Raw genomic sequence first — 26703 nt, forward strand, 5'->3', positions numbered from 1 at the left:
AGTCATTGCGGAGGATGGTACTGATGGTTTGGCACTTTCAGCTTACTCCATCCTCCGTTCCTTATCCCGAACTCAGGTTTAGTTAGGACAGACTAGGGGCTGGGGACCCCTTGTTAAGTGCAACTTCATCCAGAAAGAGTAGAAATCCTTGTTGGTGACTTAACGCATCACTAAAGGAGTACTTTTTACTCCATCTGCGACTTCTAAAACCATTTGTCTGGCCCATTGATCAGCCTCTAGGATATCATCTAGAGAAGGATGAGAGGTGTTCTGAGATTGGTGGCGATCGCACACTTGTTCAATCACCTTGGGAATCTCTAAAAAGCCAATGTTCTCATCTAAAAATAAAGCCACTGCTTGCTCGTTGGCCGCATTTAACACCGCAGGCATCGATCCCCCAGCTCTACCCGCAGCATAGGCTAATTGCATACAAGGATATTTATCATGATCTGGGTTTCTAAAAGTTAAACTACCTACTTTAACTAAATCTAAGGTTTCCCAATCTGTATAAATTCGCTCTGGCCAAGAGAGGGCATAGAGAAGAGGTAAGCGCATATCTGGCCATCCCAATTGCGCTAAAACCGAAGTATCCTGAACCTCAATTAAGGAATGAATAATACTTTGGGGATGAATCACAATCTCGATATTATCGTAATCCATACCAAACAAGAAATGGGCTTCAATCACTTCTAGCCCCTTGTTCATCAAGGTTGCCGAATCAATGGTAATCTTGCGCCCCATTGACCAATTGGGATGTTTCAGGGCATCACTGACCTTAGCTTGAGCTAACTTTTCTACAGGCCAATCTCGGAATGCTCCCCCAGAAGCGGTTAAAATAATCTTACGCAAGCCTCCTTCAGGAACACCTTGCAAACATTGGAAAATGGCTGAGTGTTCGGAATCTGCGGGGAGTAATTTCACGCCATGTTCTTCTACCAAGGGTAATACAACTGGCCCGCCAGCAATCAGGGTTTCTTTATTGGCTAAGGCAATATCTTTACCTGCTTTAATCGCTGCTAGGGTAGGTAGAAGTCCAGCACAACCGACAATTCCAGTGACTACACTTTCGGAATCACCATAACCAGCGACTTCAACCACCCCAGTTTCTCCAGCGAGTAAAATAGGTTGGGGATCAATAGAGGCGATCGCGGCCTTTAATTCTGGTAGTTTATCAGGATTGCGAATCGCAACAATTTCTGGGCGAAATTGCTCAATCTGTTGGGCAAGTAAGGTGATATTATTACCGGCTGCCAATCCAACAATGCGGAATTGATCGGGATGTTCGGCGACAATATCAAGGGTTTGAGTACCTATCGAACCAGTAGAACCAAGGAGTGTAATTGCTTTCACGGATTTTACTTAACAGAATCGGGGATCACAAAACCCACTATACCAATGATTAATTAATAATTAATCATTAAAACTTGGATAATAGGTCAAGGTCGATCTGTGCATCTGCACTCCTTGAGTAGAACGCCGCACTGAGCCAAGCTGAAGTGTCAAAGGAAGTGTCCCCCATCTCTTCCTCCCAAACCTATTCCAAACGATGCCCACAACTGGAGCAAAACCGATCTTCTGGCTGTATCGCTGCACCGCATTGAGTACAAAAGCGCCGTTGAGGAGTCGTTGAGGAAGAACCAGAAGAGGAGGTTGATCCCATTTTCATTTCCATATTGCCCATTTTCATTTCCATGGGGGCAAAGCTCATTTCCATATTGCCCATTTTCATGGGTTCCATGGGTTTCATCTGTTCCATCGGTTTCATGGGTTGGAAGGTATTGGGCATAGCGTCAACGGTTTGCAAGGCGATCGCCTGTTGCTGTCCAGAAATATTGGTTGAACTGAGCATACCCATTTGAGTACCTTGAACTTGAATGAGGCGATCGCCTCCAGAGGTTTTTATCTTAACCACCACTCCACTTCCCGTGGCAAATACTTCTGGGGCACTGCTCCAACTACCAGTTTCCCAAGAATTACTCGATTGCTGTTGTTGTCCTGGACTACTGGCGATCGCCGTGACTACAGTTTGCATCCCTGGATTATCCAAGTAGATTCGATGTCCTGCACCCAACTCACACATATAAGTCATCTTTGTTCACCTTGAAGCTTTCTCTTAAGATCTAGTTTAACGTCAGTTTTAGATCCGTTAATTATTTCATGATGAATTGATAGAGCGGAGAAAGAGTTGGTTAGGGCTGTTAGGTTATGGTTTGAGGCACTCTAGCAATAGGCACGAATCGCAATAGAAAATATCCTAACTCTCCTTTTCTCTGCTATATTACCAAGGCGAACCGACCAAGGTAAACCCAGACCAAAAATAAGGATGACTTAGAACTTCATTATCCATATTTTTGAGACTATCCGGCAAAGGAATAGGCTGTTCTAAGCTAGGAACAATTAACTGTCCTTCTTTGATTTTTACCAATCCTTGAATCATTTCCTGTTGACTTTTTTGCAAGGCTTGTGCCTTGATTCCTGAGTGTTTGAGATGGGCATAAAATTCACTCATTAATCCCAAAGTTCCTTCATCACTGACATACCATAAACTGCCCAAGGCTGTTTTCACACCTGCTTGAACAGCTAATCCGGTAAACCCTAATTCTGCATCCGGATTCCCTAATGCCGTGCGACAAGCGCTTAAGACCAAAAGTTCAACCAAGGGATTTTTTAAGTTAAGTTGATCGAGCTGATTAAGTTTGAGTTGACTATCCCACAATTGAATATAGGAATTTTCTGGACTCCCTGGGCGAAATTCACCATGGGTTGCCAAGTGAACAATGCTATACTTTTGTTGCTCGCGACTGTCGATCAAATTATTAAGGGTGAATCCTTGATTAAGAAATTCATTCCCTCTCCAAGTATTGACAATGGTGTTAATCTCTATCGGTACAGCCGGTAAGGGAGCCAGTTCAGTAAATTCGGATGCACCCATAGCTAATACCTGAGTGTCCTCAAACTTAGAAAAATCAGTATTTGTCAAAGTTAGATTAGGCATAATTGCCACACTGTACTGTTCGATTAAGAACTGATTGCCATCATAGAGAGCAGCCATGGGCAGCGATCGCAAGCCTGTGGTTAAAACAAACCCTAAATTTTCGATCTGTTGCCGGTTCAATTCCTCTTCTAGTGGGCGAATAATCCAATCATAGAGTTGCTCAGATGAACTTAAATAACTGGTCGTATATCGTCGGCGGGGATTTGTGATTTCTAAAGTTAACTCCCTAACTTTCTTTAATACTTGTTCCTCTGTTGCTCCTGCAATAATTTTGCGAAAGGGTTTACCTTCAGGCGTTATCATCATCAATTCTAGATATTGAGCTTCTGGCTCAGTCTTCTCGGTAATCTCTGTCTTATTCTGAGCATTAATCACCTCTGGCACATAAAATCCTACATAGACAATTGCACTTCTGACTCCTGTGTGCTGCTCCATACGCTCCAAGATCTCTTGACTCTCTCGAACCGCATGATATTGAACTCCTTGCAAATCTAAATTGAAATAATTAACATACTCATCACTCAATTGTTTTTCTCGTTCCTGAATCACCACATTAAATTCTTGTGGAGACATTAAATTTCCCAGATTGACAACCCTTGCTTCTTCTTTCTTTTCCTCTGATTCTTGATCGGCACTTACATAAGAAATGGGTTTGTTGACACTACCATCTATCTGATTTTGAAGACTCAAAGATGAAATTTCTGATGTTTCTACTGAATGGACAGTAGGCGAATGTAAAACAGGATTTAATTGGGAGATATTAGGATCAAGATTAAGAAAGGTTCCAATTTCTGCTTCTGGAGGGCTAGGGAACTTAGATAGTTCAAAGCCAGCCGTAAAATCAAAGACTTCGCCAATTTCAACTTCAGAATCCTCTAAAGAACTTGTATTTTGAGTCTCTGATTCTATGGATTCTGAAGGGTTAGTCTCTACGGTATTAGAGGGGGTTGGTGTTTGTGATTTTGGCGATAGAGTATCGGCATTAGAATTATCCTCTGATGAACCTTGATCGCTAGATGTGGACGTTGGAGTAGGATTTGGTGTTTGACTCGGTTCCGGTGTTGGTGCAGGTATAGGGCTTGGCTCGGGTGTGGGTATCGGATTGGGAATAGGCAAAGGAAGTGGAATGGGAGAGGGACTCGGACTTGGTGTGGGAGAGGGAGTAGGATTGGGAGTGGGAACTGGACTCGGACTCAGTGTGGGAGAGGGAGTAGGATTGGGAGTGGGAACTGGACTCGGACTCGGTGTGGGAGAGGGAGTAGGATTGGGAGTGGGAATTGGACTCGGATTTGGTGTGGGAGAGGGAGTAGGATTGGGAGTGGGAACTGGACTCGGATTTGGTGTGGGAGAGGGAGTAGGATTGGGAGTGGGAATTGGACTTGGACTCGGTGTGGGAGAGGGAGTAGGAAACGGACTCGGTATTGGTTCAACAATCACGCTGCCAGGTGTGCCGTTTTTGGCACTCGCATCTAAGCTTCCATGGGCGATCGCCCCATTTCCCGATATAATCCTCAGTGTAATATCACCCGCATCCCCATTTTGAGTGCTTGAGTTAACATCTCGTGTTGTAATATTTCCTTGTTGCGTTTCAAAGGTAATATTGCCTGATTTCCCATTTTGTGTCCTCGAAACGGTAAGATCGTTAACGGTAATGTTCCCTTGTTGCGTTTCAAAGATAATATTTCCTGCATCTCCATTGTGGGTACTCGCATCAGTAACACCATCAACAGTAATGTCCCCTTGTTGCGTTTCAAAGATAATATTTCCTGACTTCCCATTTTGTGTGCTCGAAATATTCAGACCACTGGTGGTAATATTCCCACTTTCTGCAATAGTTAGCTGAATCTCTCCACCATTTCCACCTCCCTGACTGACCCTTGAGTTTAGTTCTCCTGTTGTTATATTGCCTTGACTTGTACTCAGTTCAATCGTACCCCCATTACCTATTTTAGTGAATGTATTCACAGTTCCCGTCGTAATATTTCCCCCAGAAGCAGTTAAGGAAATATTTCCCCCTCCTTGATTAGAATGAGCATCTAAATTGCCCGTTGTAATATTTCCTGAAGAAGCAGTTAGAGAAATATTCCCCCCGGGTTGATTATTGCTAGTATTCAAGTTGCCGATGCTAATGCTGGCTCCAGAAATGTTTATCTCTCGACCTGGAGCAGTCAAGGTAGCGGAGGAGTCCATAATAAATGAACCTTGGTTATCTGTATCCGCATCAGCAATAAACGTAATTGATCCCCCTTTGACAAAGTTAAGAGAAACCCCACTGGCGATAGTAATATCGTTGGTCGCTTGTAGTTCTATGTTGCCATTTTGTTGCTCTAAGACCCCAGCATTGATCGTAATATCTTCATTGGGAAGGAGGTCAAACTGAATAACGGGTAATTCTGGTTCAATATCATTCGGTTGGGAAGGATCGTTAGAAATAGTGATATTTTTGGGGTCAAGTAGAAGCGTTCCCTGCTCTCCATTCACAGCGCCCAGATCGACGTTTCCTTGAAAGACGAGGGTATCTCCACCAGAAATTTCGACAAATCCGCCATTTCCCAAAATCGGTCCTCCAGTAGCTTCTACTGTGCCATAAAATTGGGTAACTTCATCGGACCAAATAATGATTTCACCACCGTTTCCCTGATTGGTGCTATTGGACTGAATCAGGGTTTGGCTATCAATAAGGGTATGGGTAGCGTTGGGTTGGTCTCCTTGTCCTTGAAATCCTCCCCCAATGTAGATGGTTCCCCCTTGAGAAGGACTCGAAGCGTTGAGATGCGCGTTGATAAGACCGACGTGGTGACCAAAAATGCTCAGGGTGCTGGGGATACTATTGGGGTTGGAGGTGGAAACATCCAGCGTTCCAGAGGCGATCGCCACTCCTGGTATTTCAGGTACAATCATTCCTGAACCTGTTAAAATCACCTGTCCTTGCTGGTTAATGTGCAGTTCAGAAGCGTGATCGATTCCTGAGGTCGAGAGTAAGGTGGCTAAATTGGGAGCAATGAATGGATTAGGATTAGGATTCAGGGGTAAATCTAAGCTCAACAAATGACCGGGTTGAGAAATTCTTACTCGTTGCGCTCCTGGAATAGCAGTAACGGTAAGGTTTCCTCCAGGAGCCGTAAGAGTTCCGGCATTGAGTGCTGTTCCTCCCATCAGGGTTAAGCTCTCACCCGCTGCAACCTCTAAGTTCCCTAAGTTAACAATTACACCAGGATTGGCAGTCTGAAACTCAAAAGTCGTGGGTTGACCTATCAGTGCGTTATAGTCATTCGATCCCAAGACTTGAAACCAATTGGTCTCTCCATTCAGTCCATCAAATCCAAGGGCGGTGGCGGTGCTGGCATGAAAAGCAGCCGGGACGTTGAGACTGGCGTTGGGGCCAAAGACAATACCTGCGGGGTTAACTAGATAGAGGTTCGGATTTCCCCCACTCACTTGTAGTAATCCATTAATAATGGAAGGATCTCCACCGTTAATACGACCGAGGATATTTTGCAGGTTCGGGTTAGCCAGGAAGTTGGCAATTTGTCCTGGAGAGAGTCCAAATTGAGTAAAGCTATGAAATAGATTGGCTCCGTCTGAAGAGACCTGACCGCCGGTAATTTGGTATTGGTTACCGATCGCCTGTACTTGCGTCCGAGTCCCATCAGGAGCCGCTATAATCGGAGCGGGTTGGGCTGCTCCTTTGACAGACCAGAAAACACTGAGCCAAGGACAGAGGCTAAGGACTAGAAGGGTTGAACCTGAAGATAGGCGGGGTAAAAATGCGGCCATGGTAGTTTTCTAATCTTGGAGGATAAAGGGAAAGTTCAGACAAATGGCGCTAGTAGAGGTTATGCCCTAAAATGGTTTACGATCTTTGCTCGGCGATCGCACTTGCCCATTTTAACTCAGCAATTATGGGATCATGGGTAATTTAAGTAATCACCATTCCCATGTCACCGCATCACCGCATCCTTCCCATCTCTACCATTCCCTAGGTACGATCATCACTACTGTCATTGTTCGCAGAAAAGTGTCAGAATTAATAAAACTTTACGAAAATAGGGTAGAACACGATGATTCCGACCGTCATTGAACAATCTGGACGTGGTGAACGGGCCTTTGATATCTATTCCCGACTGTTACGAGAAAGAATTGTATTTCTCGGACAGGCGATCGATGCAGATGTGGCAAACTTAGTTGTAGCCCAGCTCCTATTTTTGGATGCTGAAGATCCAGAGAAAGATATCTATCTCTACATTAACTCACCGGGAGGATCGGTCACGGCGGGTATGGGGATTTTTGACACCATGAATCAAATTCGGCCGGATGTGTCTACCATTTGTGTAGGCTTGGCTGCTAGTATGGGTGCTTTTCTGCTCAGTGCAGGGATGAAAGGCAAGCGTATGAGCTTACCCCATTCTCGGATTATGATTCACCAACCCCTAGGAGGAGCGCAAGGCCAAGCAACGGATATTGAGATCCAAGCCAAGGAAATTCTCTATCATAAGGAACGGTTGAATGAATTATTAGCCAGTCATACCGGCCAACCTTTGGAGCGCATTCAAGAAGATACAGAACGTGATTTCTTTATGTCCTCCAATGAGGCAATGGAATACGGGTTAATCGATCAAGTGATTAATCGCCGTCCTTCTGCTAGTCAACCCATCAGTGTGGTTAATTAGGGAATAGGGAATTAGGGAATGGGCAATAGGCAATAGCTGATCTGCCTATCTCCCCATTCCTCTGCATCTCATCTCTAAAAGAACTCTTCATTAGATGAAGCGGTTTGTTGCAGGTGCTGGAGAAATTCTTTGATTTGACTACAGGTCAACATCAGACGGGAACCTTGACTATCTGGATATTGGTTTTTCAGATAGTCTTTTCCTTGTTGAGCGCTCCACCCGACTTTTTTCAGTTCGACATCGGTTTGGGCATAGGTTTGTAGATATTCTAGAAATTCTTTCATTTCCTGATCGCCCAGAATCATGCGTTTGTTTTTGCCATAGATACGTTTGAGGTATTCACTCTCTCGCTTACTGCTCCATCCAATATGCTTGAGTTCCATATCGATTTTGAGGCTAATGTCAGTGAAGTCAAATTCTTCTTCTGGTTCGGGTAAGGGTTCGGGTTCAAGTGGAGGAGGTAAGGGTTGATCGGTGTAATCTTCTGTATCCTCTGCTAGGGGAGGAATGGGTGACCAGGTTTCCGGTTCGGGTTCGGGTTCAGGCGCTTTGACTTCAAGTTTTGGAGGAGTGGGTTTTGGGGGAGTGGGTTGGGGTGCTGCAATGGGTTCAACTGGAGTGGGTTCCACGACAGTCGGTTTAACTGGAGTCGGTTCCACTAGAGCTGTTTCCACTGGAGACGGTTCCACTAAAGTCGGTTGTACCGCACCCATTGCGGGAGTGGTTCGAGAGGAAGGAGAATGTAAAAGGGCGATCGCCCGTTCTCTGGCTTGATCTTCTGCTTTTTCGATTTGGCGATCGGCTGATAAACCCGTTGCTAAGACTAAGTTACCGCATTGGATTTGCACCCGGACAATATACTGGCGATCGTGAATATGAAGTAGCTCCGAAATAAGGCTTGCCGTAGGATAAGCAGCCCGAAATTGAGTCCACAAGGATGAAGATAAAATTTGCTCAAGCATAGGTAATCAGTTCTGTGCAAAATTAACGGATTTCTGGTATAATCAAAACAGGAAAAAGCTTGTTTTTTCTATCATTCTTTCTCTTAAATTCGTAAGAATAAGCTGATCGAATCAGCGGCAACACTGTTCACGCTGATTTCAGTTCAACCTTGCTTCCCCTGTTTCCCTGAAATAGGGTTTTTGTTGGTCGTTTAATTCAAATTCGAGACTCCATTAATGCTAGACGTTATCTTAGATTTTTCGCACCACTTTGGGTTAGATACCCTGTTTCTAATCATCATTTTAGTGGCGCTAGAAGCCGTACTTTCAGCCGATAATGCTGTCGCCTTGGCTTCAATTTCTAAGGGATTAGAGAGCCAGAAACATCAACAACAAGCCCTCAACTTTGGCTTGGCTGCTGCATTTATTCTGCGGATTATACTTATTTTAACAGCAACTTGGGTGATTCGCTTCTGGCAATTTGAATTTTTAGGGGCCGTGTATCTGCTCTGGTTAGTTTTTAACTATTTTACTTCAGACGAAGAGGAAACCGATCGCCCTCACCACGGGCCAAAATTCCAGTCTCTGTGGCAAGCTGTTCCGATCATTGCGGTGACTGATTTAGCCTTTTCTTTAGACAGTGTCACAACGGCGATCGCTATTACCGATGAAATTGTGTTAGTTTTGATGGGAGGAATTTTAGGGATTGTAGCTCTACGCTTTCTCGCGAACCTATTTATCCGTTGGTTAGATGAGTTTGAAAATCTTGAAGATGCTGGATATATTACCGTCGCCTTTGTGGGCTTAAGACTCCTAGCTAAGGTCATTACTCCCGATATTGTGCCTCCGGAATGGCTGATGATATCTCTAATTCTACTCACCTTTGTGTGGGGCTTTTGGAAGCCCAATATCTTAAAAGCCAATTAAAAGGCCGTAGGGGGGCATTATTGCCTCCACCTACACAACCTTACTTAGCTATTTTTAGCAAAACTGGCCGCGGAACCAGAAAGAGAGGAAGGCATCTGAGACTCACCAAGAGAGGAAGGCATGTTACCACTATGTTTTTGGAGAAACTCATATCCAATTTCCACCTGTGTCGGAATTGCCACACTAATCCCTTCTTCTTTGAACCGTTCCTGAATCATGATCAAAGTCTCTTCCCAAACAGTCCAGTAATCTGCCTTGGTTGCCCAGCAGGCTGCACTAATGGGAATATGATCCTCTTGATACCAATAGACATACGTCCCAATCGGTTTGTCTTGCAGGACTTTAGGATGGGATTTCATGACCTCAACCAATAGCTCTTTAACACGGGGCAGATCCTCATTCACATTGAGGCGAAGCGTATGCTTAACTTTCCGGACATCCGTATGGGTGAGGTTGTAGATATTGTCGTTCCAAACCGTACTATTGGGAACAGCAACCAGTTCACCATTCCAACTTTTGAACGTTGTGTTCGCCAAGCTAATGGAATCAACTATAGCCCACATCCCAGCAACCTTAACTTCATCTCCCACATCGAAGGGTTTATAGAACATCAGCATCAAACCACTGGCCAAGTTACTCAGGTTGCTTTGTAGCGCGAAGGCAAGGATGAAACTTGCACCCCCAATAAGAGCCAGAAGAGGCCCAAGGCTTACTCCTAGGGCAGTTAAGCCGATCAGAACTCCCATCACTATAGTTCCTCGGCGGAAGGTCTTGACGATAAAGCCCTCAAATAACTCAGAGGCAAATGAAGTCCTCACGAACAATGCATCAAGCGCATTTCCACCAAACCAAGACACTACCCCAGAAACAGAGACAATACCCAAAAAGATTCCTAGACTTCTAGCCCAGCGTAAACCCCCTTCTTCCGACTGCGCCCAAGCTAAGAGCCGAACCATTAATCCTTGAGTATCGGTCACATCAATTTCGATACCACTAACAGCAGCAATATATGTACGATAGGATTCTGTATCTCCACCTCGCCGATCTATGGCATCTAAAATCACCTTAAAGCGGTCTGCTAGAGCCGTTTGCTGATTTTGCAGCTCCGTGACTCCAACAATCAACTCCTGCTTCACATCTTCTTCAGCTTCTGCGGCTTGTTCCAACTGAGTTTCTACTTGGCCGAGTTGTCCAATCCTCTCCTCTGTGTCGGTGATGCCATCACTCTCAGCAGCCGTTTCTCCTTCTCCTAGGGGAGCGTCAGTGACTGGATCGATTTCTTCTGAATCCTCAGTTGCCCCTTCGACTTCCCCTTCGAGTAGAGCAGCCGCCTCTTCAAAATCTTCTTGTACGGCTTCTACATCCTCAGTATTGAGGTCATTTTCTAGGAGAGAACCCAATTCTTCTTGCTCTGGCTCAGTGTCCAAAGTTGATTCAACCGTTTCTCGTAATTCTTCATCCTCCTGAATTTGCTGCTCTGCTTCTGCTGCCGCTTCTACGGATTCCTGAGCTTCTTGTAAAGCTGCTTCAGCCTCTTCCGTTTTCTCAATCACGGCGGTACTACCAGCACCTTCTGTGACTTCCGCTTCCTGGGCTTCTTCTAGAGTTTGTTGGGCTTCCTCAAGTTTTTGTACCGCGTCTTCGGTCTCCTGAATCTTGCGGTTCTTGCGCTTAATGGCAATTTCTTGGTTGGAGATTTCCCGTACTTTGGCTTGTAGTAAACCCTGCCAGGCTTCAGCTTCAATTTGTAATTCAGCTAAGGTTAGAGGCTTGACTAAAAGTCTGAGTTCATCAACAGGAATATCTGGATCTTCGGTGGTTTTGGGTGCGGGGGCAGAAGCCGTTGTAGCTTCTTCTTGGGCAACTGCGGCAGAGCGCATGGGTCTGGGTACAACATCGCCCCAACTGGCAAGGGTGCAAACCATGGCAGCTAACACGAGCTGTCGTAGGCGGCGCTTGGGCTTGGACATAATTATGGATCTCCTTCTCCTTGGTCTTAAAACTAGAATTAAAGACTTAATCAGGCTGTAGGGATAGTGTAAACGACAAATTTTGATTTGTCATACCATTTCTCTATAATGATGTGCTTTAACAATTGTCCCAGAACAAGTTACCTCCTAAGGATTGATTAATGGCAATCTTAGAAGAAATGGTATCAGAATTGATCCGGTTCAGTGATTAAATTTTGATGGCATTTCGTAACCAAATACATTGGGGTCAACTTCTCCGAGGGTGAGATCGGCTAATCCATACTCTTGCCAGCGTTGGTCTACTTTAGCCGCTATGTCTGGATCTGAGTCGAGAACTGCGCCCCATTCATGGGTGGTTTCTGGGTATATTTTCGTGGTTGCATCAACACCCATTCTACCTCCTAAGCCAATTTTTTCACTGGCAAAATCGAGGGTGTCAAAGGGTGTTTCTGGAAGGATAAAAACATCTCGTGAAGGGTCAACTTTAGAGGAAATTGCCCAAACCACTTGCCGAGGATCGCGAATATTAATGTCTTTATCGACAACAATGACGAATTTTGTGTAGGTAAATTGGGGTAGAGCGCTCCAAAAGGCGAGGGCTGCACGTTTAGCTTGGCCGGGATAAGCTTTATCGATGGAAATAATGGCAGCTTTGTAACTTAAGGCTTCCATAGGGAGGAAGAAATCAACAATTTCGGAGACTTGTTGGCGCAGAATGGGGGTGTAAATACGGTTAAGGGCGATCGCCATCATGGCTTCCTCCTTGGGAGGACGACCGCTAAAAGTGGTTAAGTATACTGGTTTTTTCCGATGAGTTATGCATTGGAAACGGATTAGGGGCGAGTCTTCCACACCTCCATAGTAACCCATGTGGTCGCCAAACGGACCATCAGGGAGAACTTCACCCGGGGTAATGGTTCCTTCGAGTACAAATTCTGAGTCTGCGGGAACTTCGAGGTCTACAGTTTTACATTTAGCTAAGGGTACTCCAGAACCTCCGTAGAGTCCGGCAAATAACCATTCCGAGAGATCCACGGGAATGGGGGTTGCGGCAGCCATAATGATCAGGGGGTCAACGCCGAGGGCGATCGCCACCTCTAATTTTTTTCCTTGCTCAGAGGATTTTCGCAGGTGACGTGCCCCGCCCCGTACCGATAACCAATGTACAGTCATTGTTTTAGCAGATTGAAGCTGTAACCGATACACACCAACATTGGGAATTCCGGTTTCACAATCTTTGGTAATTACCAATCCCAAAGTAATAATTTTTCCCGCATCTCCAGGATAGGGACGAATTAGGGGTAGGGTATTTAAGTCTAAGTCTTCTTCTGAGATCACGACCTGTTGACAACTCGGAAAAAAATCGCGTCCTGGCTTGGCTTTCACAACATCAAATAAAACCTTGCCAAAATCAATGGCTTGGGAAATCTTTTTGGGCGGTTTGGGTTGTTGCAACATGCCCAATTTTTTCCCTAGATCTTCTAATTCTAGAGGATTATCCATATTCATCGCCCAACAGATACGCTCAACCGTTCCCATTAAATTAATGGCAATGGGAAAGGGCGATCCTTGAACATTTTCAAACAGTAACCCAGGGCCTCCCGCTTGCAACATTCGGTTGGCAATTTCGGCAATTTCTAAATCCGGATCGACAGATGCTTTAATTCGTCGTAGTTGTCCGCGCTCTTCGAGTAGGTTGATAAATCCGCGTAAGTCTCTGGCCATGGGTTGAGTGAAAGGGTTACTTTTCTATTGTAGGGGAATGGGGGAATAGGAGTGGGAAGATAGGGAGATAGGGAACAGATGTAGCATAATAGGGAAAACTGGCGTTTGTGTACCTGAAGATCGTGGATTGGCAACCCGGAAAAGTTATTGACCGCAAGTACAGGATTGAGAAAGTGTTGGGTAGAGGTGGGTTTGGCATTACTTACAAAGCCAAACACCTGACCCTGGGTTCGTTCTGTGTGATTAAAACGCCAAGGACAGAATTTCGTCAGGATAACAACTATAGAGAGTTTGTATACCGGTTTTACAAAGAGGCGAAAACCCTGGCGAGTCTCAAACCCCATCCTCATATTGTGCGAGTATTTGATTTATTTGAAGAGCCGGATGAGGATGACCCCAGGGTGAAAATTCCTTGTTTAATGATGGAGTTTATTGAAGGAAAGAGTTTATTCAATTTAGTCAAAGATGGAGGGGCACTCCCGGAAAATGAGGCAGTGGGGTATATTCAGCAAATCGGTAGTGCCTTAATGCATATCCACAAAACGGGGTTAGTCCATTTCGATGCAACTCCGATGAATATCATGATTCGACCGGATGGAACGGCGGTATTAATTGATTTTGGCATTGCTGGAGATTGTCCCCCTAGTTCGATTTCTTTGCAAACGGGAAATCCAGCATTTGCCCCTTACGAGCAGTTTCTGGGAGAGCGGAACGTGACAGTAGATATCTATACGTTAGCTGCTGGTTTATATTATGCAGTGATGGGAGAATGTCCGACCCCTTCTACAGAGCGACTGAAAAAGGTTCCTTTGATTGAGCCAAAAAGCTATAAATCGATTAGTCCCAGCTTAAATTATGCTATTGTCTGGGGGATGGCTTTGGAAGCAGGAAAACGTCCCCAGTCAATCCAGAAGTGGTTAGGATTGCCCTGTTTTTCCAGAGATATTCCCGATACAGTCAGAATGAGTGAACTTCCTGAGCCGGAGAACAAGGGATGGGACTGGTCATGGTTACCTTGGGTGAATGGTTCTGTGTCTCCTGTGCCTCAATCGACTGTGCATCAGCTCCCTATATCTGCTCCTAAATCGAAAATTAATAAACCTCTTGCTTCCATTCCTGGATTGAATGTATATCAACCGCAAGAAGATGATTTAAGGTCAGAGCGAGGAGTAGACTATACGCTCTTGCAGAGACTGTTGCAGCAGCAGAGATGGAAAGATGCAGATGATGAAACCTACCGCAGGATGCTGGAAGCGGTGAAACGGGAAAAAGAGAGTTACTTTCGTCTTGAAGACTTGAAAAACTTTCCTTGCATTGACTTGAAAACCATTGACCAATTATGGGTGAAATATAGCAGGGGTCGATTTGGCTTTAGCGTGCAAAAGCGGATCTGGCTGGACTTGGGAGGAACGCTAGACGATTATGATTATGATACGTTTATAAAACTTGGCGATCGCGTTGGCTGGCGTAAAAATGGTTCATTGTTAAATTATAGTGATTACATATTCACGACCAATGCACTGCAAGGTCACCTGCCTGCGAGCGCAGTTTGGGGATTGGCGGTTGGGGAAGTACGGGTGGGATCTGGAGGAGTAGGGGTAGTCCTGTGTATCCTCTTTTCTCTTCTCTAGACTCTAGTCCCTCAACAGATTGTTAGGTTTTTAGACCGGTTCATCACCATTCTTGTTGGCTCTATTTTACTATAAGGGTTGCTTTTAATCGCGGATTAGCTTTGATACCCCTACTTCCCTATTCTCCCATTTTTCAACAACCTTCAAGCGGTTTGATTGGGGATTTTCACTTCTTTACCAATAAGATTTAAAAAGCCTGTACCAAAATGCTGAATTTCTAGAAAATTAGCATTCTGGGGGGCAGGTTTGTAGATGCGGAAGGTTTTCATAATACCTAGGGTGGCGGCACTTTCTAGGGGGCCGATAAAGCGGGTATCTCGGTCGAGAAAATGGGGTTGATTGGCCCAATAATCCATTTGTGCGCCATTGAGGAAGTAGCAACCGGAATGGGGATTGAGAGGACGTTTTAAGATAACCGGACATTCCATCACTTTTCCTGTGAGTTGGGGATGTTCTTCTAGGTTTTGAAAAGGCTGAGTGACGTGAGGTTTTAGATCTCCGTCAATGTAGGCCTTGCGGAATGTAGTGCCGATGGCGCTCTCGTAGCGGTTGGGTTGTAGAAGGTTGCGATCGCCAGTAATCCGATTAAACCAAATTAGTTTAACAAAAAACCAGGGGTCAGATAAGATTAAGTCGTCTTCTAGAAAACAGTAATAATCATAACAGCCAAGGTTGTCGCGCAATACAGCTTGACATTCAAAACCGAGAAGCATCGGTTCACATTGGGTAGCATGGTGATGGTAAGACTCCTGAGGGATAGGTAGTTGTTTGAGTAGATGGTATTCCCCAGTAGTACAAATCACGATATCAATATGATTCGTGTATTGTTGATTGCTCGGTACAACGACCCTTTGAGCAATGTCAATCATGCATTGAAATTGGCTATAGAGTTGATGAATGGCTGACAGACTTGAGGTGAGCGCTTGGATGCGCGGTTGGGGGTCAGGACGTTGGGAAGCGTGCCGTTGAGACCCTTGGGGGTTATAAAAATGGGCAATGGTAAATAGAAGACGCATAAATTAGTCTTTCACAGCAATATCAGTATTTTGTCATTGGGAGGGAAGCCAAACAATAGGTTGACGTTTAGCAAGTCAAATCCTAAGGAGTTTGCATGGAATTAAGGAATAGGGAAGAGGAAAAGTGGTTCACCCATGACCCAGACTTGGCACTGTATGATGTCTGGGGACAACTATTGAACAGAAAAAAAGAGGAAGCAGATGGTTGCTAAACGGATTTTACCCTGTCTGGATGTGAGGGCGGGACGAGTGGTGAAGGGGATTAATTTTGTTAACCTTCAGGATGCTGGCGATCCGGTGGAGTTGGCTTCGGTTTATAATGACGCGGGGGCTGATGAGTTGGTGTTTCTCGATATTACGGCAACTCATGAAGACCGCGATATTATTCTGGATGTGGTTTACCGGACGGCCGAGCAGGTGTTTATTCCCCTGACCGTGGGTGGGGGAATTCAATCCTTAGAAATGATTAAAAATTTGTTAAGGGCCGGGGCGGATAAGGTCAGTATTAACTCGTCGGCAGTCCGAGACCCAGATTTGGTAAATCGGGCCAGCGATCGCTTCGGAAATCAGTGTATTGTTGTTGCTATTGATGCTAAACGACGCAGCGATCCTGAGAATCCAGGATGGGATGTGTATGTGCGCGGGGGACGGGAGAATACAGGGCTTGATGCACTCTCCTGGGCTAAAGATGTGGCAGCTCGTGGGGCTGGAGAAATCTTGCTCACGAGTATGGATGCTGATGGCACTCAAGCCGGTTACGATCTAGAGCTAACCCGTACCATTGCTGAATCTGTGGAAATTCCGGTGATTGCTTCGGGTGGCGCGGGAACCTGCGAACATATCCATGAAGCGTTAACGGAAGGAAAGGCTGAGGCAGCCCTTTTAGCCTCTTTACTCCACTATGGCCAACTCTCTGTCGCTCAAATTAAGGAGCATCTGATTGCCCAGGGTTTGAAAATTAGACAACTAGCGAGGTGATATGTATCACATCTTGTTCAGAAAGTACAGATTTCTAGAAGAATTTAAGAATTGAACCGCGACAGTCCTGCAATAAGTTGTTACAATACAGGAATTGTTACATTTCTTAAACGAGCAATGATCATTATTCTCATAATTGTCATTGCCTTAGTAGCCTGGTCTTTGCATCTAATGGAATCGGCGATTCATACGCGGGAATTCTCTTTGATGTTAGCTGGGGTTCTAGTGGCAGGGGCTGCTGTAGCGATGGTAGCGGTTTATTTTCTTATGGGCCATTACTTCGGCTATTTAAATGAAACAGCTCGGCTGGACAATCAGGCTATCGGAGAACCCCGTGAAGTCCTCAGTTGGCTGGTAGAGTTCGATGAAGCTCAACAAACCCGGGTAGGAGGCACAGAGATTAGTAGCTACCCAAATTTGGGCGATCGCTAAATCATTCCCCGATCATACAGTTGGAGAACCATCCAAAAACTATTATGATTAAGATTAACCAGTTGCTCAGTGCTGGTCTCAATTGCCCACTAGATCCCCAATTATGAGTATGAGCCGACGGAAAAAGCCAAAAATGCTCGTCGTAGATGATGAACCAGATAATTTGGACTTGCTTTATCGAACCTTTCGGCGTGAATTTCAGGTGTCGAAAGCTGAAAGTGGAGCAGACGCGCTCAATGTGTTAGCCACAGAAGGGGAAGTGGCAGTGATTATCTCTGACCAGCGAATGCCCCAAATGAAGGGCACAGAGTTCCTGAGTCAGACAGTCGAACAATACCCGAATACCATGCGGATTATTCTGACTGGGTTTACGGATGTAGAAGACCTGGTAGAAGCGATTAATTCCGGCCAGGTTTATAAATATATTACGAAGCCTTGGGACCCTACAGAATTAAAGGGAGTGGTTGATCGAGCGGCTCAAACCTACGATCTGCTCAAACAGCGCACGGAAGAGTTAGAAGCTTGTGAATCTCAAACCCTACTGCTCTCGACTTTAGTCAAGTTAACTGAAGAGCCTCAAGAGTTAGAGACCGCTTTAGGGGCGATCGCCGAAATGTTTGCCCAAGCCTTTGAAACCCAAGGGTGTATCCTGCAAATTATTAAAGATGGTACATTCGCTTCCCCTGTGGGTCGTTATAGCAGTACCGATGAGCTTCTTGACTTAAGTACAGATGCCTTAACTCAAGAGGCCTTATCTTCGGCTAGTCTTCAATATTCAGAACTTGCTGATGGCCCGATTAAGTCCCATCTGGCTATGCCCATCCACTATCAGCAAAAACTCTTAGCTCTGCTTTCCCTACAATGGACGCAAGCGTATAACCTGAGCGAGGAAGAAAAAAACTCTATTCATACCTCTGCCCAACTGGTAGGTTTGCTCATCGCTGCCATGGATTAGAGGATGGGGGAATGGGGGATAGGGAGACACGGGGACACGGAGACTTCTGAATGATTTCCCTATTACCCACTACCTATTGCCTATTGCCTATTACCTATTGCCTATTACCTATTGCTTTTCAATGACTCATGCCTCAGGTTCAGGATATCTTTAATCGTATTGCTCCAGTTTATGACCAGATGAACGATTGGTTCAGTTTAGGGCAACATCGCATTTGGAAACAAATGACAGTTCAGTGGAGTGGAGCAAAACCCGGCTCGGTGGCGATCGATTTATGCTGTGGAAGTGGGGATCTGACGCGGTTATTAGCTCGACAAGTGGGATCTAGCGGTCAAGTGTATGGGGTAGACTTTTGTCAGAATTTGTTGGCGATCGCCCAAAATCACTATACCTGGACTCCCATCGAGTGGGTGGAAGCGGATGTCCTCGATCTTCCCTTCAGCGATCATACCTTTAATTCTGCCACCATGGGCTATGGACTCCGCAACGTCTCCAGTATTCCCCAAGCCTTGCAAGAACTCCATCGTGTCCTCAAACCCGGTGCAACGGCTGCTATCCTGGACTTCCATCGTCCCAACCAACCCCTACTCGAGCAATTTCAACAGTGGTATCTGAATCAAATTGTCGTTCCTTACGCCCAACAACAAGGACTTACAGAAGAATACGCCTACATTATTCCCAGTCTCCAGCGCTTTCCCATTGGCCCCGAACAAGTTGACCTGGCCTACCAAGCTGGATTTACCCATGCTGTTCATTATTCGATCGCAGGCGGTATGATGGGAGTATTGGTCGCTACCAAATCTGTTGATTCCTAGTCTTAGCCTTGCGTTTTCTAGATCTTTGGATATACATCACTCCTCCCATTGCCGGTGGCATTATTGGCTACTTTACCAATGATTTAGCCATTAAAATGCTCTTTCGTCCCTATCGAGCGATTTATATTGGTAAACGGAAACTCCCCTTTACTCCCGGTTTAATTCCCAGTAACCAAGGACGGTTAGCTCAAAGAGTTGCTGATACGATCATGGGGTCTTTACTCACCCCCAGGGAACTCCAAAATTTAGCCCGTCGCTTATTACAAACTGAGCGCACTCAAGCGGCTATTCTCTGGTTACTCCAGTTAGCCCTAAAGCAGCTAGAGGCCGATAAAGAACAAAAAACAATTAAAATTCTCGCTGGCATCCTCAAAGATTTACTGGGTCAATCTCTACCCCGCTTAATTCGGGTATTAGCTCGGCGAGAAGATTTTCTCGAAGACCAGATTAATCATATCTTCGATCAAGTCTTGTTAGATTTTAGTTTAACGGAAGTTCAGGCGCGATCGCTGTGTGAATGGCTCTTTCATGTCGTCTGTCCCCCGAATACCATTCGCCAAGCTCTAATTGACTTTCTCACTGACTACAATATTCAAATCATTGATGAAGGATTTCGAGAAAAAACCAGCGGCACTTACTGGGTCGTTGCCAACCTCCTAGGGCTAAAAAACGCCTTACATCGTCTCCGCAACTACTGTTTAGATGAACGGGAAGAAGCTAACCAAAAAATCAAAGAACTCATAGATGCTTTAGCGATTCAGCGTAAGATCAAACAATGGTTGCAAAGTCTTTCCCTACAAAATTTACCCGTTCTCACCGTGCGACAACTGCGTAAAAATATCCGGCATAGTGTCAGAATTTATTTACAAGAACGAGGATCGGACTTAATTCAAGGCTTAGGTAACTCTATTAACTGGGAAAATATTGCGACTTTAATCTTAACTCGACTGCAAAATTCGAGTATTATGCAATCGTCCTTAGAAATTGTTAGCCAAGAACTAGCGCTGGTTTTAGACCGCTACTTAGAAAAAGATATGGAATTGATTATTGCCCAAGTTATTCCCATTTTAGATATCGATCAGGTGATTATCGACCGTGTTAATGCTACCTCTCCCGCTAATTTAGAAATGGCAATTAATGGAATTGTCCGCAGTGAATTACAAGCCATTGTGAACTTAGGTGGCATATTAGGGGTGATCGTTGGCTGTTTACAAGTCAGTTTCTTATTGTTAAAATAGAATGGAATTTAGCCAGTCTAATATACATTGAAAATCTCTTAAACCATGGTAGACACTAAACATTTTTTTATTTGTGGTTCAGCCCTTACTGGACAACCCGATCATCAAAATCTTCAAGGTGCAAATTTGATTTGTGCCACCCAAACTTTACCGCTCTATCGCCTCTATTCTGTTGACGATTTGCATCCAGGAATTTATGAGGTTTCTGAAGGTGGAATTTCGATTCCGGGAGAAATTTATGAACTTACGATTGAGCAATATAATAATCTGATGGCCAATGAACCGCCTGGATTATATGAAGGTCAAATAAAACTAGAAGATGGCTCAGAAATTTCTGCTATGCTTTACCCTCAAAAACTGATTGAAAGCTATGGTTGGCCAGATATTTCTAAATATGGTGGATGGGCAGCTTATAAACAGCACCTCTTAGATCCGAGTGCCCCTCATCCTTAATAAGATTTGCTGACTTTTTCCCTAGGAGCAAATTTGCTCCTAGAGTATATCCCCTCAAAAAGAAGTAACGTTTGACGATAGGTATTGCGAGAATAACCTGCAATTAGGTAAAATGAGAGACTTGTGATATAAAATTTTCATTATTAATTGAAATGACAGAACCTTCAAAATCCTCTCTTTCGGGTTTGGGGAAAGTATGGAATCAGCACCGGGAAAATGTGGTGATTATCGCGATCGCAGCGATTATAGCTCTATTGGTGCGGACAGCGATCGCCGAACCCCGCTTTATTCCGTCAGATTCTATGTTTCCTACCTTAGCAGTCGGCGATCGCCTGGTGATTGAAAAGGTTTCCTATCATTTCCATCCCCCTGAAACGGGTGATATTGTTGTTTTTGAACCCCCACCCCAACTCCAAGCTCAAGGATATCGCAAAGATCAAGCCTTTATTAAACGAGTTATTGGTCAACCGGGGCAGACTATCGAAGTTTCTGGAGGTAAAGTGTATCTGAATGATCGACCCATTCAAGAAGATTATATTGCTGAACCGCCAGAATATCACTGGGGGCCAGAACAAGTTCCCGAAGGACGATTGTTTGTTATGGGAGACAACCGCAACGATAGTAATGATTCCCATATTTGGAAGTTCTTACCCCAGGAAAATATTATAGGTCGCGCTGTTGTTCGCTTTTGGCCCCTAGATCGTCTAGACATTATTCGTCATTGATTGATTTAGACGCAATAAATCGTAAATAGGGGAGCAAGGCCGTAATTTGCTCTCCAGATAAACTTAGACGACGTTGAAAATCCACCCAATCTTGATAGTCTCCCTGATGCTCTCTCTGGGTAATCATTGCTTCAGCCAGAGGGCGATCGATGCCAGGAATGTGTACAAGTTCCGCGAAAGAAGCTTGATTCACATTTAACTCCAGGCTGCGATCGTAATAACAAAACTGTAAAATTGGCTCAATTGGACGTAATCGTTTCACGGGTAAAGCTAGGGCTGCAGCAATATCTTCTAAACGGTAGAATTGTACTCCTGTTTGAGTGAGAGTAACGAGCGATCGCGCCTGATGAATCGATAAAAGAGGTAACCGTAACCAATCATCTACCGTGGCTTGATTGACATCAATTTTAACCCCCAATTGAGCTGCTAAAGCGATTTCTTCCAAGGATTGAAACCGATAATAGGGATCGAGAAGCCGAGTCCGGGTAGGATTGGATAATATGGCTCGTAATTGATTTTTCAGTATCCGAATGACCCGATTTAACTCAGCCATAAATTGATACATTTAACCTCTGCATATTTAATATACAGCACTTAGCGATTTTAAACGAAAACCAGCATTACCCATTATCGAGGTTCCAATTACCCATTACCCATTACCAGCGTGCATCGCTAGAATTAACATAGCTCTTATCGCCTATCCAGGAGATTCAATTATGTCATGCATGAGCATAAAAGACCTTGAAAAAGTACAGGCTATTCTCGAGGCATCTGGCCAAGATTACCGTTTAGAACTTGAAGATGGAAAAATTATTGTTATGGGGCCTTCAGATATTGTTTCTAGTGAAATAACCGTTCTATTCTCTAGTTTACTCGCAATTTGGGTTTATCCTCGACGTTTAGGACGAGTTTTTGATTCCTCTGGTGGCTTTATCTTACCCAATAGGGACCTCAAAGCACCGGATGTTTCCTTTGTACGTGCTCCACGACTGAAAACAACCCCTCGTTATTTCGGCGATCTGGTTCCCGATTTAGTCGTTGAAATCAAATCTCAAAGCGATCGCATAAAATCACTCGAAGACAAAGTTAAATTATTCCTCAGTCTCGGTAGTTTGGTTGGTCTCCTGATCGATCCCGATCGGCAAACAGTAACCGTTTATCGCGCGAATGCTGAACCGATTGTTTTACAAGATAAACAAGAGCTAACGATTCCCAAACTTTTACCAGGTTGGTCAATAAAAATTAACGAAATTTGGCCGCCTGTATTTACGGATGAAGAGAGCAGCGATTGCCTGTAGAAATCTGTAATGAATGTAATCTTTCGTTCCCTAGCAAAAATACAGTACTAAGATCAACAGAGTGAACCAACATGAGCCAGACGAAGGACAGTAGCATGGGAAAAGTATTCACCAACCTAACCGTTACCAATCGCGCTGATGAGATTTTAGCAGAAGCTGGGGTAATTGCTGAAGATCAAATCCGGTCAATCACTCTAAAAGACGTATTAGTTGACACTGGTGCGACGACCTTATGCTTGCCAGAAGAGGCGATCGCTCAACTCGGACTCAAACTTCTGCGGGAAGTTGACGTGGCAACTGCTATGGGAATCGGTAAAGCTGGGATTTTCCGGGATGCGACCCTATCAATTGGCGATCGCCAAGGAACCTTTGAGTGTTTAGCATTACCAGGAGGTCGAGACCCTCTTTTAGGTGTTATTCCCTTGGAATTGTTAGGTTTAGAAATAGACTTAAATAATCGTACTTTAAAACCTTTACCGATTACTCCAACAGAAACTTATCTAACTATTTTGTAATATAGCGCAAAGCAATAGGCAGTAGGCAGTAGGCAATACAGCGCTTTGCGCTATAAGCCATACCCATTTTTAATTTTTAATTGATATAGCGATCGCCTGCAAGTTTACCTTACAAGCGATCTCCATACCCTAAAGCATCTAAATAGGACAACTTAAGCCCCCGGATTTTTTGCTAAAGCGAGCATTTTCTCGATAATCTACAGGGCAGTCAATCACGGCAGGAACGTCTTGTTCTAAAGCTTCTTTCAGGATAGGCAACAAGTTTTCCGAAGCGTCTACTCGGTATCCTTTTAATCCCATGCTTTCCGCCAATTTAACGAAGTCAGGGTTAGTAAATTTAATGAATGCAGATTCGCCATATTGGTCTTCCTGCTTCCACTCAATTAAGCCATAACCGCCATCATTAAAGATGATAGTCACAAAGGCTGTTCCCACTCGCAGAGCGGTTTCGAGTTCCTGACAGTTCATCATGAATCCCCCATCACCCGTGACGGCAACGACTTTGCGATCGGGATAAACCAGTTTCGCGGCGATCGCCCCTGGAATGGCAATTCCCATAGCGGCAAAACCGTTAGAAATAATACAGGTATTGGGGCGATCACAGTGATAATGGCGAGCCATCCACATTTTGTGAGCGCCCACATCCGAAATAGCAATATCTTCTGGCTCCATCACTTGCCGCAAATCATAGATGATTTTTTGGGGTTTGACTGGGAACCCTGGATCGTTGGCATATTGTTCGTAATCTTCACGAATTTCCGAGCGCAATTGATGAATATAGGGATCGGGTTTTTCTGACCGCTCGCAGCGCCGCAAAATTTCCAAAAGTGAATCTGAAATATCTCCTACCACTTCCACTTCGGGAATATAGCTGCTATCAATTTCGGCTGGTTTTGCCCCAATATGAATGATAGGAATTTTGTTATTGGGATTCCATTTTTTCGGGGAATATTCAATCAAATCGTAGCCAATGGCAATCACTAAATCGGTACGGTCAAAAGCACAACTGATAAAATCTCGTTGTTTTAATCCGGTTGTCCAGAGGGATAAGGGATGAGTATAGGGAATTGCGCCTTTGCCCATAAAGGTATTAGCCACTGGAATATTCAAATGGGTGGCAAACTCTGTTAGGGCTTCGTGGGCATTAGCTCGAATGGCTCCATTGCCCACTAAAATCATGGGGAATTTGGCTTTAGAAATCACTAAAGCGGCTTCATTGAGGCTATGATAAGCCGAATAAAACTTATCTATTTTATCTCGTTTTAAGGGGTCGCCTTCTGCTGGCATGTCAGCAATATTTTCGGGTAAGTCAATATGAACTGCTCCCGGTTTTTCCGTTTGGGCAATTTTGAAGGCTCGGCGCACAATTTCCCTCGTATTGCTGGGGCGCACAATTTGGGTATTCCACTTGGTTACAGCAGTAAACATGGAGACCAGATCGAGATATTGATGGGATTCAATATGCATCCGGTCTGTCCCCACTTGGCCGGTAATGGCGACTAGGGGAGCGCCATCAAGGTTGGCATCAGCAACCCCGGTCATTAGGTTTGTGGCTCCTGGGCCAAGGGTGGACAGGCAAATGCCAGCTTTACCCGTGAGACGGCCATAAACATCGGCCATGAAGGCTGCGCCTTGTTCGTGGCGGGTGGTAATAAATTGAATGGAGGATTTAGTCAGTGCTTTTAGCACTGCCATATTTTCTTCTCCAGGAAGTCCAAAGATGTATTTAACGCCTTCGTTTTCTAAACAACGGATTAGTAATTCTGCGGTATTCATGGGAATGGGGGATAGAGGGATGGGGAGATGGGGGGATAGGGAGATGGGGGGATAGGGAGTAGGAACAACTGTGTTTTACCTATTGCCTATTGCCTATTCCCTTGCCCTTATTTGATCCAAACGGTTTTGAGGTTGACAAATTCTCGGATGCCTTCGACGCTCAGTTCTCGGCCGTAGCCCGATCTCTTGATGCCACCGAAGGGGAGACGGGGGTCAGATTTGACCATGCCATTGATGAAGACAGCTCCAGCTTCTAGGTCGCGAATGAGACGATCGCGCTCTGGTTCATTATTGGTCCAAGCGCTTGCCCCTAGTCCTAGGGACGTGGAGTTAGCCAGGGTAATGGCTTCGTCAATATCTCTGACTCGGAACAGTAAGGCAACAGGGCCGAAAAATTCTTCGGTATCTGCGGGAGTTCCGGGGGGAATGTTGGCTAAAATGGTGGGCGGGTAGTAGTTCCCAGGGCGATCGCTCAAGGGTTGACCGCCAATAAGAACGTCTGCACCTTGACTGACACAGGCTTGCACGAGCTGATCGAGTTCTGTGAGGATGCTGGGAGTCGCTAAGGGGCCGATATCATTCGCCTCGTCCATGGGGTCACCGATCTTCAATTGACGGTATTGTTCTAACAAGGCATTTTGGAAGCGATCGGCGATCGCCTCAAGCAGGATAAACCGTTTAGCCGCAATGCAAGATTGGCCGTTATTTTGCAGTCTAGCCGTCACAGCCGTAGCGACAGCCGCCTCCAGATCGGCGCTCTCTAAAACAATGAAGGGGTCAGTTCCACCGAGTTCCAGGACAGTTTTTTTAATGTGTTTTCCTGCAATGGAGGCTAAACTCGCTCCAGCCCGTTCTGAGCCGGTTAAGGTCGCGGCTTTTACCCGGTTATCGGCAACAATTTGGGCAACTTTATCTGCTCCAACTAGCAAAGTTTGGAATGCTCCTGGAGGAAACCCCCCTTGGGTAAAAATCTCTTCCAGGGCGATCGCACATTGGGGCACATTGGAGGCATGTTTGAGCAGTCCCACATTACCAGCCATTAGTGCGGGAGCCGCAAAGCGGAACACTTGCCAGAAGGGAAAATTCCAAGGCATCACTGCTAGAATGGCTCCCAAGGGATGGTAAGCGACAAAGCTTTGACTCGCATCGGTTTCGGTATAGGTGGGACTGAGGAAATTTTTGGCGTTCTCGGCATAGTAGCGACAAACCAAGGCACATTTTTTCACTTCGGCGATCGCTTGTTTAATGGGTTTTCCCATTTCTATGGTAACAATTTTGCCAAATCTTTCCGCGTCTGCTTCCACAATATCCGCTGTTTGCTTGAGCCAAGTCGCTCTTTGGGAAAAGGAAGTCTGACGATACTCTAAAAAGGCTTGTTGTGCTAAAGCCAATTTCTGCTCTAGTTCAGCATCTGTGAGCGAGGAAAAGGTTTCGCAAGTTTCTCCCGTTGCTGGGTTAACAGTGGCAATGCCCATGCAGGTTCTCCGTCCAGTGTATCATTGGCGAAAAAAGCCCTTTGCCGGATAGGAGACAGATCTTTCTAGCAAAAGACTTTTACTGATTGTCTTCATTTAAATTTTAGATACAATGGAGGGTTACAAGATTTAAACTCTACAATTTGTAGCACTTGTAGAGTGTGCTTA

At 45.0% G+C, this 26703-nt stretch carries 22 protein-coding genes; 12 read left to right on the forward strand and 10 right to left on the reverse strand.

What is annotated here, in order from left to right; all coding sequences use genetic code 11:
- Nucleotides 1-159: 159 nt before the first annotated feature.
- The 3 genes from dxr to J7529_RS18580 form a co-directional block, all read right to left on the reverse strand.
- The gene (gene dxr / locus J7529_RS18570; RefSeq protein WP_318730209.1) at nt 160-1350 is read right to left on the reverse strand and encodes a 1-deoxy-D-xylulose-5-phosphate reductoisomerase; all 1191 of its coding nucleotides are present in this window, start codon (nt 1348-1350) and stop codon (nt 160-162) included.
- A 184-nt stretch (nt 1351-1534) separates the two neighbouring features.
- Nucleotides 1535-2089, reverse strand: coding sequence for a zinc ribbon domain-containing protein (locus J7529_RS18575; protein WP_318730210.1), 555 nt, complete (start codon nt 2087-2089; stop codon nt 1535-1537).
- Between the two features lie 189 nt (nt 2090-2278).
- A complete protein-coding gene (locus tag J7529_RS18580) occupies nt 2279-6772 on the reverse strand; it encodes a CHAT domain-containing protein (RefSeq protein WP_318730211.1) in 4494 nt (1497 codons plus the stop codon).
- 284 nt (nt 6773-7056) lie between these two features.
- Between J7529_RS18580 and clpP the strand changes: the two genes are divergently transcribed.
- Nucleotides 7057-7665 carry an ATP-dependent Clp endopeptidase proteolytic subunit ClpP gene (clpP, locus tag J7529_RS18585; protein ID WP_271936908.1) on the forward strand — a complete coding sequence of 203 codons (609 nt, stop codon included), beginning with the start codon at nt 7057-7059 and terminating at the stop codon, nt 7663-7665.
- A gap of 74 nt (nt 7666-7739) precedes the next feature.
- Here clpP and J7529_RS18590 read toward each other — a convergent pair whose 3' ends face one another.
- Nucleotides 7740-8627 carry a hypothetical protein gene (locus J7529_RS18590; protein WP_318730212.1) on the reverse strand — a complete coding sequence of 296 codons (888 nt, stop codon included), beginning with the start codon at nt 8625-8627 and terminating at the stop codon, nt 7740-7742.
- Nucleotides 8628-8843: 216 nt separating this feature from the next.
- Here J7529_RS18590 and J7529_RS18595 point away from each other — a divergent pair, with 216 nt between their 5' ends.
- Nucleotides 8844-9533: a TerC family protein gene (locus J7529_RS18595; RefSeq protein WP_271936905.1), complete on the forward strand. Its 690-nt coding sequence runs from the start codon at nt 8844-8846 to the stop codon at nt 9531-9533.
- Nucleotides 9534-9577: 44 nt separating this feature from the next.
- On the opposite strand, the gene J7529_RS18600 is transcribed toward J7529_RS18595, so the two are convergent.
- Both J7529_RS18600 and J7529_RS18605 read right to left on the reverse strand, forming a co-directional pair.
- Entirely contained in the window at nt 9578-11503 is a 1926-nt protein-coding gene (locus tag J7529_RS18600; RefSeq protein WP_318730213.1) for a mechanosensitive ion channel domain-containing protein, read from the reverse strand.
- A 201-nt stretch (nt 11504-11704) separates the two neighbouring features.
- On the reverse strand, nt 11705-13228 hold the full coding sequence (locus J7529_RS18605) for a UbiD family decarboxylase (protein ID WP_271936902.1): 1524 nt from the start codon (nt 13226-13228) through the stop codon (nt 11705-11707).
- A 122-nt stretch (nt 13229-13350) separates the two neighbouring features.
- Between J7529_RS18605 and J7529_RS18610 the strand changes: the two genes are divergently transcribed.
- Complete coding sequence (locus J7529_RS18610; RefSeq protein WP_318730214.1) at nt 13351-14859, forward strand: serine/threonine-protein kinase; 1509 nt, start codon at nt 13351-13353, stop codon at nt 14857-14859.
- A 143-nt stretch (nt 14860-15002) separates the two neighbouring features.
- On the opposite strand, the gene J7529_RS18615 is transcribed toward J7529_RS18610, so the two are convergent.
- Entirely contained in the window at nt 15003-15875 is an 873-nt protein-coding gene (locus J7529_RS18615) for a hypothetical protein (protein WP_318730215.1), read from the reverse strand.
- A gap of 201 nt (nt 15876-16076) precedes the next feature.
- Between J7529_RS18615 and hisF the strand changes: the two genes are divergently transcribed.
- From hisF to lepB, 7 genes are all read left to right on the forward strand, one after another.
- Entirely contained in the window at nt 16077-16853 is a 777-nt protein-coding gene (gene hisF, locus J7529_RS18620; protein ID WP_271936897.1) for an imidazole glycerol phosphate synthase subunit HisF, read from the forward strand.
- A 117-nt stretch (nt 16854-16970) separates the two neighbouring features.
- Nucleotides 16971-17285, forward strand: a complete 315-nt coding sequence (locus tag J7529_RS18625) for a hypothetical protein (protein WP_271936931.1) — start codon at nt 16971-16973, stop codon at nt 17283-17285.
- A 103-nt stretch (nt 17286-17388) separates the two neighbouring features.
- Nucleotides 17389-18240, forward strand: a complete 852-nt coding sequence (locus J7529_RS18630; RefSeq protein ID WP_318730216.1) for a response regulator — start codon at nt 17389-17391, stop codon at nt 18238-18240.
- Between the two features lie 128 nt (nt 18241-18368).
- Nucleotides 18369-19055, forward strand: a complete 687-nt coding sequence (gene ubiE / locus J7529_RS18635) for a bifunctional demethylmenaquinone methyltransferase/2-methoxy-6-polyprenyl-1,4-benzoquinol methylase UbiE (protein ID WP_318730217.1) — start codon at nt 18369-18371, stop codon at nt 19053-19055.
- An 8-nt stretch (nt 19056-19063) separates the two neighbouring features.
- Nucleotides 19064-20293 (forward strand): DUF445 domain-containing protein, encoded by a 1230-nt coding sequence (locus J7529_RS18640; RefSeq protein ID WP_318730218.1) that lies wholly within the window; start codon nt 19064-19066, stop codon nt 20291-20293.
- Between the two features lie 45 nt (nt 20294-20338).
- Entirely contained in the window at nt 20339-20746 is a 408-nt protein-coding gene (locus J7529_RS18645; RefSeq protein ID WP_271936891.1) for a gamma-glutamylcyclotransferase, read from the forward strand.
- Between the two features lie 152 nt (nt 20747-20898).
- Nucleotides 20899-21471, forward strand: a complete 573-nt coding sequence (gene lepB, locus J7529_RS18650) for a signal peptidase I (protein WP_318730219.1) — start codon at nt 20899-20901, stop codon at nt 21469-21471.
- On the opposite strand, the gene J7529_RS18655 is transcribed toward lepB, so the two are convergent.
- Nucleotides 21458-22024 carry a ComEA family DNA-binding protein gene (locus tag J7529_RS18655; protein ID WP_318730220.1) on the reverse strand — a complete coding sequence of 189 codons (567 nt, stop codon included), beginning with the start codon at nt 22022-22024 and terminating at the stop codon, nt 21458-21460. The genes lepB and J7529_RS18655 overlap by 14 nt on opposite strands.
- 163 nt (nt 22025-22187) lie before the next feature.
- Between J7529_RS18655 and J7529_RS18660 the strand changes: the two genes are divergently transcribed.
- Together J7529_RS18660 and J7529_RS18665 are read left to right on the forward strand one after the other, a co-directional pair.
- A complete protein-coding gene (locus J7529_RS18660) occupies nt 22188-22769 on the forward strand; it encodes a Uma2 family endonuclease (RefSeq protein ID WP_318730221.1) in 582 nt (193 codons plus the stop codon).
- Between the two features lie 71 nt (nt 22770-22840).
- Nucleotides 22841-23284 (forward strand): retroviral-like aspartic protease family protein, encoded by a 444-nt coding sequence (locus J7529_RS18665; RefSeq protein ID WP_318730222.1) that lies wholly within the window; start codon nt 22841-22843, stop codon nt 23282-23284.
- 138 nt (nt 23285-23422) lie between these two features.
- Here J7529_RS18665 and J7529_RS18670 read toward each other — a convergent pair whose 3' ends face one another.
- Both J7529_RS18670 and J7529_RS18675 read right to left on the reverse strand, forming a co-directional pair.
- Complete coding sequence (locus J7529_RS18670; protein WP_318730223.1) at nt 23423-25060, reverse strand: acetolactate synthase large subunit; 1638 nt, start codon at nt 25058-25060, stop codon at nt 23423-23425.
- Between the two features lie 107 nt (nt 25061-25167).
- Nucleotides 25168-26535: an NAD-dependent succinate-semialdehyde dehydrogenase gene (locus J7529_RS18675; RefSeq protein ID WP_318730224.1), complete on the reverse strand. Its 1368-nt coding sequence runs from the start codon at nt 26533-26535 to the stop codon at nt 25168-25170.
- Nucleotides 26536-26703 lie beyond the last annotated feature (168 nt).

It is taken from the genome of Roseofilum sp. Guam, assembly GCF_017746735.1.
GTDB lineage: Bacteria > Cyanobacteriota > Cyanobacteriia > Cyanobacteriales > Desertifilaceae > Roseofilum > Roseofilum reptotaenium.